Source organism: Sinobacterium norvegicum, from assembly GCF_923077115.1.
Classification (GTDB): Bacteria; Pseudomonadota; Gammaproteobacteria; order Pseudomonadales; family Sinobacteriaceae; genus Sinobacterium; species Sinobacterium norvegicum.
Genome location: NZ_CAKLPX010000003.1, coordinates 438,166 through 452,156, shown reverse-complemented (window position 1 = coordinate 452,156; position 13,991 = coordinate 438,166). Strand labels below are relative to the sequence as shown.

At 51.8% G+C, this 13,991-nt stretch carries 13 protein-coding genes; 2 read left to right on the top strand and 11 right to left on the bottom strand.

The genetic code is table 11. From position 1 onward, the window contains the following. Window positions 1-2 precede the first annotated feature (2 nt). The gene (locus tag L9P87_RS14065; RefSeq protein WP_237445381.1) at window positions 3-1,946 is read left to right on the top strand and encodes a VacB/RNase II family 3'-5' exoribonuclease; all 1,944 of its coding nucleotides are present in this window, start codon (window positions 3-5) and stop codon (window positions 1,944-1,946) included. Between the two features lie 304 nt (window positions 1,947-2,250). Here the strand turns inward: L9P87_RS14065 and L9P87_RS14060 are convergent, their stop codons facing one another. The 9 genes from L9P87_RS14060 to L9P87_RS14025 all read right to left on the bottom strand — a co-directional run bounded on the left by L9P87_RS14060 (window position 2,251) and on the right by L9P87_RS14025 (window position 10,575). Then, a complete protein-coding gene (locus L9P87_RS14060) occupies window positions 2,251-2,829 on the bottom strand; it encodes a zinc ribbon domain-containing protein (protein WP_237445380.1) in 579 nt (192 codons plus the stop codon). A 303-nt stretch (window positions 2,830-3,132) separates the two neighbouring features. Continuing rightward, window positions 3,133-5,355, bottom strand: a complete 2,223-nt coding sequence (locus L9P87_RS14055; RefSeq protein ID WP_237445379.1) for a patatin-like phospholipase family protein — start codon at window positions 5,353-5,355, stop codon at window positions 3,133-3,135. Window positions 5,356-5,406: 51 nt separating this feature from the next. Next, complete coding sequence (pqqC, locus tag L9P87_RS14050; protein ID WP_237445378.1) at window positions 5,407-6,126, bottom strand: pyrroloquinoline-quinone synthase PqqC; 720 nt, start codon at window positions 6,124-6,126, stop codon at window positions 5,407-5,409. A gap of 1 nt (window position 6,127) precedes the next feature. After that, complete coding sequence (gene pqqE, locus L9P87_RS14045; RefSeq protein WP_237445377.1) at window positions 6,128-7,270, bottom strand: pyrroloquinoline quinone biosynthesis protein PqqE; 1,143 nt, start codon at window positions 7,268-7,270, stop codon at window positions 6,128-6,130. After that, complete coding sequence (gene pqqD, locus L9P87_RS14040) at window positions 7,267-7,527, bottom strand: pyrroloquinoline quinone biosynthesis peptide chaperone PqqD (RefSeq protein ID WP_237445376.1); 261 nt, start codon at window positions 7,525-7,527, stop codon at window positions 7,267-7,269. The genes pqqE and pqqD overlap by 4 nt, the downstream gene beginning before the upstream one ends. A 20-nt stretch (window positions 7,528-7,547) precedes the next feature. Continuing rightward, window positions 7,548-8,462, bottom strand: a complete 915-nt coding sequence (gene pqqB / locus L9P87_RS14035) for a pyrroloquinoline quinone biosynthesis protein PqqB (protein ID WP_237445375.1) — start codon at window positions 8,460-8,462, stop codon at window positions 7,548-7,550. Between the two features lie 89 nt (window positions 8,463-8,551). Next, window positions 8,552-8,623, bottom strand: a complete 72-nt coding sequence (gene pqqA, locus L9P87_RS17925) for a pyrroloquinoline quinone precursor peptide PqqA (protein ID WP_354001903.1) — start codon at window positions 8,621-8,623, stop codon at window positions 8,552-8,554. Window positions 8,624-8,768: 145 nt separating this feature from the next. Then, window positions 8,769-10,070 (bottom strand): C13 family peptidase, encoded by a 1,302-nt coding sequence (locus L9P87_RS14030; protein WP_237445374.1) that lies wholly within the window; start codon window positions 10,068-10,070, stop codon window positions 8,769-8,771. Window positions 10,071-10,086: 16 nt separating this feature from the next. Then, on the bottom strand, window positions 10,087-10,575 hold the full coding sequence (locus L9P87_RS14025; protein ID WP_237445373.1) for a DUF4124 domain-containing protein: 489 nt from the start codon (window positions 10,573-10,575) through the stop codon (window positions 10,087-10,089). 211 nt (window positions 10,576-10,786) lie between these two features. On the opposite strand from L9P87_RS14025, the gene L9P87_RS14020 reads away from it, so the two are divergent. Next, window positions 10,787-11,056, top strand: a complete 270-nt coding sequence (locus L9P87_RS14020) for an acyl carrier protein (protein ID WP_237445372.1) — start codon at window positions 10,787-10,789, stop codon at window positions 11,054-11,056. A 47-nt stretch (window positions 11,057-11,103) separates the two neighbouring features. On the opposite strand, the gene L9P87_RS14015 is transcribed toward L9P87_RS14020, so the two are convergent. Together L9P87_RS14015 and L9P87_RS14010 are read right to left on the bottom strand one after the other, a co-directional pair. Beyond that, window positions 11,104-12,333 carry a pyridoxal-dependent decarboxylase, exosortase A system-associated gene (locus tag L9P87_RS14015; RefSeq protein ID WP_237445371.1) on the bottom strand — a complete coding sequence of 410 codons (1,230 nt, stop codon included), beginning with the start codon at window positions 12,331-12,333 and terminating at the stop codon, window positions 11,104-11,106. Between the two features lies 1 nt (window position 12,334). Beyond that, a complete protein-coding gene (locus L9P87_RS14010; RefSeq protein ID WP_237445370.1) occupies window positions 12,335-13,957 on the bottom strand; it encodes an acyl-CoA ligase (AMP-forming), exosortase A system-associated in 1,623 nt (540 codons plus the stop codon). Window positions 13,958-13,991: the final 34 nt, after the last annotated feature.

Genomic DNA, 13,991 nt, shown 5'->3' with positions numbered 1-13,991 from the left:
ACATGTTTGATAACAACGCTTTATCCCAGTTAGGCCAGCTAAAAGCCTCACTCAAAGCCAATAAAGAAGTTCTCACCGCCACCGTCAAAGGGACACAGCAACGTTTTGGCTTTGCCGTACTCGACGATGGCAGTGAACAATTCCTGCCCCCCGAAGAAATGGACAAGGTATTTCCTGGCGACCGCATTGAAATCTCTATTTGCCAAGACAAGCAGGGCAAAGAGTATGCCGAGGTTGAGAAACTGATCGAATCCACGTTGTCTCAATTCTATGCCAGAGTCACCAGCCGCGGTAAGACACTGTTTGTCAGCCCTGATGTTGACCGCATGTCACGATTAATTTACCTGCCACCTGCCGAGCACAAAAAGATCAAAGACGGCTGTTTTGTATTAGCCAAGGTCGACCGCCACCCGATCAAGACAGGCAAGGCTCAGGCCTGTATTATCGCAGTAGTCGGCCATCAGGATGACGATGGCATCGAGGCCAAATACACCCTGGCCAAGAACCAGTTTAATCAGCCCTTGTCCGACGCCGCCAGCGCCGAGGTAGCTGCCATCGATCAATCACTGATCGATACTCTGGCCGCCACCCGTACCGACCTGCGTCAGCTCGATTTCGTCACCATCGATGCCGCCAGCACCGAGGACATGGACGACGCCCTCTACGCCGAACAAGACGGTGATAACTGGCGCCTAAGAGTCGCTATTGCAGACCCCGCGGCCCTGATTGCCAAGGGCTCCGCCCTCGACAAGCTGGCTCAACAAACCATGGTGTCCAGTTATTTACCCGGTGCCTTGGCTCCGATGCTGCCGCCGGCATTAACCAATAATTTTTGCTCGTTACGACCGCTGCAAGACAGGCTTGCCCTGGTCGCCAGCCTGACCATCGACAACGACGGCCAAATTATCGATCAGCACTTCGAAGAAGCCGTTATTCAAAGCAGCGCTAAGTTAAGCTATAAGGATGTTGGCGGCTATATTGATCAACAGACAGACACGGTCGAGCCCGAGCTGAAGCCTGCGATAGACCGCCTTCAACAGGTTGCCCAACGGTTAAATAAACACCGTAAAAGCCAGCACTTAATTATGGACGAGCGCGATGAGTTCCGTTTTAACCTTGCCGACAACGGCAAGATTGATTCTGTCTATTTAGCCGAGCGTACCGCCGCCCATCGCATCGTTGAAGAGTGCATGCTGGCAACCAACCAGGCAACGGCTCGCTTCCTCAGCAGCAATGACATCCCTGCCCTGTTCATTAACCACCTCGGCTTTAAGCCCGAGAAGATTGAAGACATCAACAAATTAGTTGAAGAAGAACTAGGCCAGCAGCCCGCCGACTTAGCGCAGCTAGAAAACTACAAGCCCTTTATACGTTCGCTGCCGACAGCTGATACCAGCCTGGCGTTAAAATCCATTTTTAACCGCAGCCTACAGCGCTCTGAGATCACCACCAGCGCGGCACCGCACTTTGGTCTTGGATTCGATAGTTATACCACGTTTACCTCCCCTATCCGCAAGTACACAGACTTGGTTAACCATCGCGCTATCAAGGCGTTCTTGAACGGTAAGACTGCGGACACCCCCACTCCGGAATTAATTGAAGCCATCAAGCAGGGGCTGTCCAAAAGCCGTCAGGCCAGCAATGATTTTGAACGCTGGCTGAGCTGTCAGTACATGGAGCAATTCAAGGGGAAAATCTTCTCTGGCACCGTCAGTCATACCACCAGCGTAGGCTTCAATGTTAAGCTTGACGATAACGGCATGGTCGGCTTTGTCAGCACTCGCAGCAAGGAAAAAGCCAAGCGGATGAGCCTCGACCAAAGCCGTTGGACGCTGAGCAATAAAGAAGTGAGCTATCAACTCGAACAGCCTGTCAGCGTGATTGTCACCGATGTCGATGTGCCCAAGCGTATGGTGAGTTTCGAGGTGGTTAATACAGCCAGCTAAGGCCTCACGGACAGGGTAAAGAAGCTATTAGGACGATTTATCAAAAATTCGTGCGGCTCTATCAGGATCAACCCCCGAGGAGCCATCACGTTATTAGCAGCCCAATGCTTGCCTTCAATCAAGCGGGGGTGATCGCAACTAGCAGTGCATATTTTACTGTATTCCAAGCCACTGAAGCCTGACGTTGCAAGCAATTATTGCCGGGCGATATCACGATGAATTTTGCTATCAAAACGGCGAGTAGGGGTTCACCCGCCACCTCGCCTAGTCGGCGATAAAACGCAACATAGTCAGGGCTGGAAGTTTACGCAGATAGTTTCTGCTTGATACGCTGACGCTTTTTAAGCCGCAATAAGTGGGCCCTCATATCCATCTTACAATGATTGCAGTTGTTCTCGCCGGCGCTTTGGTTATGACCACACCGGGGGCAGTCAACACTGCCGGCCACCGGTTGTGTATCCGCCGAGGTCGTCTCAGGTTGGGCGTTATTTACAACGGCTGGCTCTTCGCTCTCTTCAGCATCAACAACAGTCTCAGGCGCTGATGTCACCTCTGCTTTTACAACCGGCGCTTCAACTGCGACAGGTTCGACCGCGGCGGGCTCTGCTGTCTCTTGTTCCGTCGCCACGGGTACCTCTGCAGCCTCAGCAGCGACCTCCTTCAACAACGCCTTAGCACCGGCATTGGCAAATAGTGCCTGAAAACGCAGGGCATCAGCCTCGGCCATATTCTTCTTGATGGTTAATAAGCGGCCGGAAAATAGCTTCTCTACTCGCTCATCGGTGAGTTTGAGCTGTGACACGAGGTTCTGTTTGACCGTGGCAACATCAAAGTCACTCAATATTTGGCCACTGAATAGTAAGTTAAAACGACGTTCAGCCATGAATCTACCTATCAATTATTATCTTTATTATTACAGCGAAGTTAACTGGCTGTATCAAATATCAGAACACTGCTCAATGCAGTGTGAGTTTTGTTATTTATGCTACACGAAAGCGATTGAGAACGCAGGTCACCAATAGTCTCTATTTCCATGAGTGATTATTATTCACCATAAACTAACTCAAACCGACTAAATCCAGCCGTACCTGATGGTGACTGGACTCTTATATTCTAGCGAAATTAGGCTCAAATACTATCGGAAAATCATCGATCAGCCAATTTGTGACGCGCATCACACGGGGGTTTAAAAGGTATCGCCGATACTGACATACACCGCCTGCTGCCTATCATCGGAAAGACCGAAACCCAGATACATTGGGCCAATAGGACTGTCGAAACCGAGGTAAATACTTCCCGCATTAATCAGCTCGGAAGGATCAATATCACTCTCGTCATCCCAGACATTGCCCGCTTCTAAGCTAGCACCTAAATAGGCGGGGAAATCAAAGGGCAGCAAGGTTTTATCCGTCAGCCGGTAACTGTATTGCAACTTCGCCAGCATCGAGTACTGTCCCGATAATGCCCCGGTAGAATAACCTGATAACCGGCGAAACCCTCCCAGACTGGCCCGATACTGCGGCTCTGCCGGTGCATTATGAAAACCCTCACCAGACACCGATGTCAGCAACGTATGGTTACCCAGGCTCCAGACCCCCGCAAAGTGAGCAATATAATGCGTGAGATCGTAGCTGGCCCCCATATTCTCATCAGTTTGTGCAGCAGAGAGATTCATATAATACCCGCGTGTGGGAAAGTGGACGTTGTCGATGCTGTCATAGGTGACCAGCATTCTATAACCGGTATCGACAAACGATGATTCACTGCGGTCTTCAGTAGCATCTTTTAGCTCATAGATGCCATCGCTGTAGAAAAGCCCCAGACGGATATCGATGTCGTTTAGCATGCTCTTGCCTAAATCGAAACCCACCGTCGTGCGGGCAACCCACCAGTCCCGTTCAAGCTTACCCGATGTGCCGATCAACTGTTCATAGACATGCTGCCCTTGGTAGGAGAAATACGGCTGAACATAGTAGCTGGTGTTGTAATCTATTGGCTGGTAAAGATCGGTGCTGATAATTGTAGTATCCCCTAGCTGACCGAAGACATACCACTCCGCCCCCAATTTATTTACCCCTTTTTGGCGGTAACTGGTGGCGATATTAAAGCTGCTTCGCCCATTGAAATCATCGGAAAAAATAAGACCAACTCGAAGGTAATCCGAGCCCCAAGAGCGCTCCTTGGTGGTCAATAACAACCCGGTCTTGCCATCGCGAGTAATCAGATCGTAATCGACAATTTCGAAGTAGTCGAGGCTGTAAATATCGGCAATATTGGCTACAACCATTTTGCGATCGAATGGCTTGCCCAGCTGTTGTTCGACTCTCGCCAGCACGAGTTCGTCGCTGATGCCGGAGTTATTTTCCACCTCGATAAAATTTATAATCGGGTTGGGTGAATGACTGATGGCTATTGCCTCAGTACTATTATCGACAAACACGGCCAGCTGTTGCTGCAAGGCCATCGTCGCCTCGTAGCCTCGCTGAATGGCCAGCTCGGTCTTGTCGAACGAGAAGGTGGTGATTTCGTCTAAGTCAGGGCGAATAAGAATATCACCCTTTTTCATTTTACCGATTTGCTCGGCGGTATTTCGCTGCGTCAGTATGGTGAGTACCTGACCCGACATAGCGAGAAAGCTATCGAGCTCATCATCTGTCTTTAACGGCGTCGATATGTCGACCACAATGACCTGATCCACCCCCATCGCCTGCACAATTTCCACCGGCAAGTTAGCCGCAATGCCGCCATCGACCAAAAGGTGGCCATCGTACTCCACCGGTGAATAGACGCCGGGGATTGACATGCTGGCACGGGTTGCTGTGGCCAAGCTGCCGCCTTTAAAGACATAGGGTTCGCCGGTCAGAATATCGGCGGCGACGGCACGGTAAGGTATCGGTAAGTCATCGAAGTTGCGGACGTCTTCAACATCTTTGAACAAGTCTTTCAAAATTAAATTGAGCTGCTGGCCCTGAACAACCCCCTTGGGCAGACGCACTTCGCCATCCTTGATGCTGACACGGTATTTAATCAGGTTTTTGAAATCGTCCTGTTTGCGACGCATCGGCAGGTCGGGACGGTTAGCATCATCACTGAACCCCCCCTTCCAATCGATATGTTTGACTTCTTCGGCAATTTCATCGGCACTGAGGCCGGAGGCATAAAGCGCCCCCATAATTGAACCGGCACTGGTACCGGCGACAGCGCTGACTTGAATATTCATCTCTTCCAGCGCTTTAAAGACACCGACATGGGCAATACCGCGGGCACCACCGCCACTCAATACCAAGCCAACAGTGGGTTTCTTGATCGTTTCTTTATCTAACGATTTGTTCGATGTGTGCGAATTTTCGTCGGCGGCAAATGCAACAACGCTTGCCACCATCAAAAAGCCGCTGATAAGCCAGCGCATCAATTACTCCAAAATAACTATTTTGTTATATTGCGCTAGCTTAGCATCGAGTTAACAGCAGTGGTAGGGCGGACGCTGATACTCGTAGGCCATCGTCATCGCATCAAGCATAGTCCACAGAATATCGAGTTTAAATTGCAAAATAGACAGTGCATCCTGCTGTTGCTGGTAACCGGTAAAATGATCAAGCGTTACCTCTAGACCATGCTCAACATCACGCCGGGCCTCTGACAGCCGTTTCTGGAAATAGCCATAACCCTCACTATCGATCCACGGATAATGTTGCGGCCAACTGTTCAGCCTTTTCTGGTGAATGGTTGGCGCAAACAATTCCGTCAACGAGGAGCACACCGCGTCCTGCCAACTGGCACGACGGGCAAAATTAACATAGGCATCGACGGCAAAACGCACACCGGGCAAGACATGTTGCTCGGATACTATTTCGGCGCGACTTAAGCCGACCGATTCACCGAGGCGAATCCATGCCTCGATGCCACCCTCATCACCGGGGCAGCCATCGTGATCGAGCAGCCGCTGCAGCCATAACTGACGCACCGATTTATCCGGAGTATTGGCCAAAATATTGGCATCTTTAATTGGTATTTTAATCTGATAATAATAGCGATTGGCCACCCAGCCGCGTATTTCTTCCTTGCTGCACTGGCCGCTGTTCATCCGCACATGGAACGGGTGATGTATATGATAATACTGCTCTTTCGCCAGTAGTTGCTCGGCGAATTGCTCTCGTGTCCAGGCTTGTTGCTCGGCCATCTCAGATACCTTTTTCACTGTTTGTTGTGCTGGCGATAATCGGCTGAATCAGGCCGCGGCTATTTTTCGGGTTGCGATACTGCCAGGCGGTATTATCGCCGCCCTCGGCAATAGCTGCATCGACCATGCCCCGCTGGGGGGATTGATAGCAGACCGGGTCGGTGTTGGCAGCATCACCGGTAAATAGGTAGGCCTGACAGCGGCAGCCGCCATAGTCTTCGCCCTTGCTGTCACATCCGGCACAGGGCTGCTTCATCCAGTCGTCGCCACGGTAGCGATTAAACAACGAAGACTGGTGCCAAATATCCTTTAAATCATTACGCCTAATTGACGGGAACTCCGCCTCAGGCAGCACCACGGCCCCATGACACGGCAGCACGGTGCCATCGGGAGTAACACTGATAAACGTCGTGCCCCAACCATTACTGCAGGGCTTGGGCGTGTTGTTAAAATAGTCGGGGACGACAAAGAATACGTCCATTTTGCGTTGTAACCGATCACGGAAGTCGTTGGTGTAATTCTCCGCCCACGTTAACTGCTGCTGCGTCGGCATCAGCGCCGAGCGGTTCTGCCATGCCCAACCGTAATACTGGCAATTTGCCAGCTCAACGAAGTCGGCCTCTAGCTCGTTGGCGAGGGATAACATCGCCGGCAGCTGGTCGATATTTTCCCGATGAAGTACAAAGTTTAACACCATCGGCAGACCGGACTCTTTGATCGCCCTCGCCATGGCTATTTTGTGCTCGAAGCTTTCGGTGCCGGCAAAACGATCGTTGGCAACAGCATTGGCCCCCTGAAAACTGACCTGGATATGGTCGATTCCGGCAGCGCGTAAACGTTTCAGCCGAGACTCATCCATGCCGACCGTCGAGGTAATCAAATTGGTGTAATACCCCATGCCCCGAGCCTCTGCAATAAGCTCCTCTAGATCCGGACGCACCAACGGCTCGCCACCGGACAACCCCAGCTGTAACGCACCCAGCGCCCTGCCCTGGGTAAACACATCGACCCACTCGGCGGTGCTGAGTTCGTTTTTGCTGTAGCGTGGATAATCGACGGGGTTGGAGCAATACGCACACTGCAATGGGCAGGCATAGGTTACCTCGGCCAGTAACCACAGAGGGATTGGCGTCGACGGTTTCATGACGCCACAACCCAGGCCTTGTCGATTGCCACCTGAACAAATTCGGTGACATCGGCCGCCAAGCTTTCCGCCTCAGGGAAACGCTGTTGCAACTCGGCAATCAGTTGCTCCTCAGTTTTACCCTCCCCGAGGGCGAGTAAAATAGTCGATGCCGCCTCGTTCAATTGCACCATGCCCTCGGGAAACAGCAACACGTGAGTGTCCTGGGCAACTTCAAACTGTAAGCGGTATTGTGGATTGAGTACTAAAACAGACACGGTAAGCTCCACTGAATAACTTAAACCACGATATCCATGCCGTCGAAGGCGACAGAGATACCCTCACTATCGAGAATAGCCCGCTCGGGTGAGTCTTCGATCAGTATCGGATTGGTATTGTTGATATGTATGAGTATTTTCTGCGCCTCGGGGTAATCCCGCAACACCTCTATCATGCCACCATCACCCGACTGCGGCATATGGCCCATATCCAGCGCATGCTTGCTGCCGACACCAGCAAAACTCATCTCATCACCGCGCCAAAAAGTACCATCAACAAGTAGACAGTCGGCACGTTCAAAGGCCGCCACTACCGGTTTGCTCATCTCCGCCAAACCTGGGGCATAAAAAACCGATTTATTGGTTCGGGTGTCAGTAATCATCATACCGACATTATCACCGGGGTGAGGGTCGTGACGGTGCGGCGAATAAGGCGGCGCCTTACCATCGACGGCAATCGTGCTAAAGCGCAGATGTTCTATACCATCGATGTCGAATTCGCTGCCATCAATCGGCAGGCTTTTGCGATGGTTACCACCATTCCAATGCTTGAGCATTTCAAACACAGGAAAACCCGTAGAGAGGTCTTCAAACACCATATCGCTGCAGTAAACAGGTAGCGGGCAGCCCTCGCGAAGCATCAATAGACCGGTGGTATGGTCGATTTGGCTGTCCATCAAGACAATGGCCGTGATGCCCGTATCGCGGATACGGCGAGCGGGTTGTAGCTTATCGAAGCCCGCTAGCTGGCTGAGGATATCGGGGGAGGTATTAAACAACACCCAGTGTTCGCCATCTGAACTGACCGCGATCGATGACTGTGTGCGTTTAACGGCATTGATAGTGCCGTCTCGCAACCCCTTACAGTTGGCACAGTTACAGTTCCACTGGGGGAAGCCACCACCGGCGGCAGCGCCTAAAACTCGAATAAACATAGATTCACTACTTTGTTACCACTGAACAGCAAAAAGCCGATATGACGAATCAATACCGGCTAATGATCATTTACTCTGTCGAACGCGAATTAACGAGTATAACGGTAAAGTGTAATTTCGAAACCGAGACGGATTTCTTTAAATTCTGGTTTGCTCCACATAGCGGGCTCCTAAGGTATTGTCTGATGATGGCCGGTAGCTACTAGCGGCATACTGTTATTATCAATGCTTATCTTGATAAGCGATATCTCGATACTAACATAGTTGGGGCAAAACTCTGCGTTAAACAGGTGAGCAATTCTTCATTTAATAATCGTCACTAACCCGCTCTGTAATAACAGCATGCTCAGATTGCTGCCGATCTACCAACCCCCTCTGACTGCGCCACCGCTGCAACTGCGCAGCCACCGCCGTGCCGACGGCAATCTGCGGCTGTGAGGGCTGATAATCTTGCTCCCTCTCCCATTGTCCAACCCACTGTTTAGCGAGATAAAATGCAGATTCAAAACTGTGCTCGCCGAATTCAGTCATAGCTTTTTGAAAATAAGCCCGACCAAAATAGGTAAAATCGGCATCATCGGTACAGCCAAATGAGCTTCGATGGCTGTTCGACGAGGTCATTACCAAGGTATTGGGTGACTGCAAAGCCTCAATAAACCCGCCGGAATAGCAGGCCGACACCATAATCACCTTATATTTTATCGATGATTGCTCGATCATCGAGGCCAACTGTTGATCACTGATATCGACCAAGTCTATCCCGGGCTGTTGCACAGAGAGGTGGTGAGACTTGGAGCCGTGCGAGGTGATCATTAAAAACAGAATGTCCTCGCTGTTCATTGCCCTGGCGACCGCATCGAGGCTGCGCTGCAAACTCGTTGAGCTGGCCAGAATCACATCGTCGCCGTTTGCCTTACTATTAATCAAGGCAATAGAACGGTTTTGGGTGTCGAATTGTCGTTCGAACAACGCCTGTGCATAAGCGGTTTCACGGCCGAATACTCGCTCAGCGCCGACACCGGCAAAACCGATGAAGTACAGTTCAATCCTGTCGTTTTCACCCGCCTTTATCGCGGCGAGTTGCCGCTGCAACACATCGGCCTGGTGATACAGGGCATACTCGGTTTTTATCGGCTGCTGATCTTGAAACTGCGGCTGATCGCTCTCAATCAAACGTCCTCTTTGCCAACGACCATTGTATTGCTTAACCCCATCGACGGCCTTGGCCAATATCACCTGCCCGATACCATCACGTTGATCGTTGGCAAACTCGCCGATATACACATCGCCGTTGGCCAGTTGCTCCCTGCCCTCACCCTCGGCCATACCATAGTGAAAACCGCCACTGTAGTGATAGCCGTCCCCACGGCGCAGCTCACCGCTGCCATGAAAATAGCCCTCACTAAACTCGCCGGTATAGCTCTGACCATCGTCGCTGACATAGACGCCCCGGCCGTGGTACAGGCCTCCAGCTCGATCACCGCTATAGTGCCCACCGCTCACAGCGTCCATCGGCTGGTGCTGAAAACCAAGCCCGGCGATAAAGCCCGCTACCAGGGTCAGCAGTAATACCGCCAACCGGAGCAGGCCAGTGCGACGTGTATTCATCACCGGCTACCGATGCTTACTCCCCGACCGACTTGGGTTTCGGCGGGTTGGCCAGTGTTTTCTTCGCCTCGGAAACATTCTTTTGTGCTTTTTTCACGTCGCTTTCAAGTTTACTCACACGGTCAAAATATCCCTGACTAAGCTTGCTGCCACTTTTAGTGTTTTGCCGATCACCCACCCCCACCTGCGAGCCCTCCAGTAAGGCTTGACGTGCATTTTTCAGCTCTTTTTCAGCCTCTTTAACATTCTTTTGCAGCTCATCTCGCTGCTTCTCGCTGGCTTCACGATCAGACTGATAACTCAACATCTGCTCCTTTGCCTTCTCATCCATCGGCTGAATATTGGCAGGCTTGGGCATTGGAATAGTCTCGGTCTCACCTGTTGTTGGCTTGGTATCGCTGTAACCGATACTGCCGTCGGGATTGACTGTCTTGTAGATTTGCTCCGCCATTAAGGGCGCGGATAGCGCCAAGAACATCACTGTTACTGTTATTTTTTTAAACATTTTTCCACCTTTGTGTTGTCACCATGCCCCTGCCTGGGCTTACCCTAATTGTCCCTGCATACCAATAGCTTATGCCCTGACTGCGGGATAAATCAAACTTCACCCCGCGAGGACTTGCGCCTAACAGGCGAAATCCGTACCCTTGCGTCGGCTTGGAAAGCGAACCTCAACCGTAACTCATCGTTTTGTAAGCCAATAATTAAACACTGCTATGAAATCATTCGCCGCTGAGGATGTTATGTATACCGCCGAACAATTAAAACACTTACTGGCCGACGTCTTACAGATTGATACCGTCGATTTTGACAGCGATACCGAGCTACTCGGCGCCATTGCCGAGTTTGACTCAATGGCTGTTGTTTCGCTCATTACCGCACTGGAACAACAACTTAACATCTCTATTGCCGATGATGAACTGGATACCGAGGCTTTTGTGAGCTTTGCCAGCTTATTGGATCTGATCAACCAACTAGCCGCCTAAAAACAATCACTGCAGGGCTTCGGCAAGCGATAAGCCCTGCATTAAGATTACAGCAGCAGCTCGACAACACTGGGGTGACCTAAAAAACCCTGAGGGCTGGCCGAGGCGCCATAGGCACCGGACTGCAGCACAGCGACATGGTCGCCAACCTCCAATGGCCCCAACGTCATCTTGGCGCCGACAATATCCAGCGGTGTACACAACGGCCCGACAAGTTCAACCGGCTCCGTCGCCGCAGATGATTCGACGCAGCCGCAGGCAACCACTGGATAGTTTTTGCGTAGCACCTGACCAAAATTACCTGAGTTGGACAAATGATGGTGCAAACCACCGTCAGTCACAACATAGGTCTGCCCGCGCGACTGCTTAATATCTGTCACTGTACAGAGATAATACCCCGCCTCACCGACCAAATACCGCCCCAGCTCCATAACACATTCGCTGTCCGCTATTGCCGGCGGTAACTCGTCAAGTAAGCGCTGTAAATTCGCCATAATCTGTGTTGTTTCAAGTGTTGGCTCACCGGGGAAATAGGGAATACCCAAACCGCCACCAATATTGATATGCAGCGGCGGCGTCGGCGCCGCTGCAGACAACCGCGCGGCCAATTCGAAGGTCTTATCATGGGCCTCGATTAACGCCTCTGGCTTAAGATTTTGCGAGCCGGAAAAAATATGCAGGCCGACAAAATCGACAGCGCCAGGCCAGTCGGCAAAGATTGCCGGAATCTGCTCCGCATCGATACCGAACTGCTTCGGACCGCCGCCCATTTTCATGCCGGCAGTTTTTAATTCAAAGTCAGGGTTGACCCGCAGCGCCACCTTGGCCCGCTGATTAAGCCCGCTGGCGATGTCGTTAATACGGGCAAGTTCCAGCGGCGACTCGACATTGATAACCACGCCGCTGACCACTGCGGCCATTAACTCCGCAGACTTTTTACCCGGTCCAGCAAAACTGATGTTATCCGGTCTTACCGAGGTTGCCAGCGCCAATGTTAACTCACCGTGGGAGGCCACATCTAAGCCATCGACCAGCCCAGCCAAGCACTGCACCACCGCCGGCATCGGGTTGGCTTTAATGGCATAATGCAGTTTGATAGCAGGAGGTAATTGTTGGCGCAGCGTCGTTACACGCTCGACAATCTCATCCCGGGCGTAGATATAACAGGGACTGGAGCCGGCAATGGCGATAATCTGATCAGCACGATAACCGGCTATTATCAATTGATTATTGGTCGTATTGAGCCGCTCTAAACGGCTGTGTTTTTTCGCTTTCATTCTACTTACCTAACTCGGCCTGCGCCGCTGAATAACCTTTGGCAATACCACTTCGATCGATCTTACCATTGGGGTTTCGCGCCAACGCGGCGCTCAATACAATATCCGCAGGCAGCATATAAGCCGGCATCTTCTGACGGCAAAATAAGGCTATCGCCTGACGCGCAACGTTGTCACTCTCAGCGCTGTGGCTGGCCACGATAATAATTTTCTGCCCCAACTGTTCATCGCTGACGCCGAAGGCGATCACCTCCTCAATCAAAGGGCAGGCCTGCAACACGTGCTCGATCTCTCCTGGGCTGACTCGGTATCCGGAGGTTTTAATCATCTCATCGTTGCGGCCGACAAAATAAAAGCAGCCATCATCATCACAATAAGCCTGATCCCCCGACCACACTGCGAGTTCATCCGGGCAATAATTATCGACCCAACTCGGCAGCGGTTTAAAACGCTGTGCCGTACGTGCACAATCTTGCCAATAACCTTGTGCAACCAGCGGACCTCGGTGTACCAACTCACCGGTAACACCGGGGGGGCATGGCTGCCCCTGACCATTAATAATCAAGAGCTCACTGTGGGGAATGGCAATACCCATCGATGAGGGCTTCTGCGCCAACATCGCTGACGGTAAATAGGTTGAGCGAAAGGCCTCGGTCAAGCCATACATCAACACCGGCTGCACCGTTGGTAACCGCTGCTGCAATTTACTCAATACCGTCGGCGGCAGATGACCACCGGAATTAGTCCAATAGCGCAGACGATGCTGTTCGGGCCAGTCTAACTCCGCCAGTTGCCGCCACAGTGGCGGCACTGCTGCAATGCCTGTCACCGGGTATTTTGCCGTCGCCTTAATCACATCCCGGGGCATCAAATATTCCAGCAAGACCACGCTGGCACCGACGGCAAAAGCCGTGGTTAACTGGCTGAATCCATAATCAAAACTCAGCGGCAACAGCGCCAGCAAGCAGTCATTGCTATCGTTGGCCAGATACTGCGCCACCGAGGCGGCACCTATCATCATATTGCGCTGGCTCAGCACCACGCCTTTGGGGCTGCCGGTGCTGCCGGAGGTATACAATATGGCCGCCACCTGTTGGTCGTTACCACAATGCTCTGGCTGTTGCTGACTGTCGATTAATTCGCTAAAGGCAAAAAGATTGACCGACGAGGGCACTGCCTGACGATCTTCTTCTGTCCAGCCATCAATCAGTACAATCGTGCGCAGCGAGGGGCACCCCCCTAATCGAGGTAACAGGGTTTTCAGTCTCGCTCGCTGAGTCACCAAGACCGACATGGTGCAATCGTTGATAATGTGCTCGACCTGGGGCGGCTTTAAAATAGGGTTGACGGGGACAAAGCTCAAGCCCGCCGCGCTGGCGGCGAAACAGCTGATCACCGCCTCGGCCACCTTGGGCAAATAGATACCCACCCGCTCACCAACCTCTATACCCTGATGTTGCCAAGCAGCGGCGACAGACAATAACTGCCGGTTCAATTGCCGGTATGTGATCACCCGATCCTTGATCAACAGCGCCGGCCTGTCCGCCGCCCGAAGGGTTAATGAAACCGCGTCAGTGACCGGTTCGAGGTGCTGGCGAATGAGCTGATGTAGGCACTGTGGCATAATTAAGTAACAGCTGTGAAAAGCGGTTATTGTA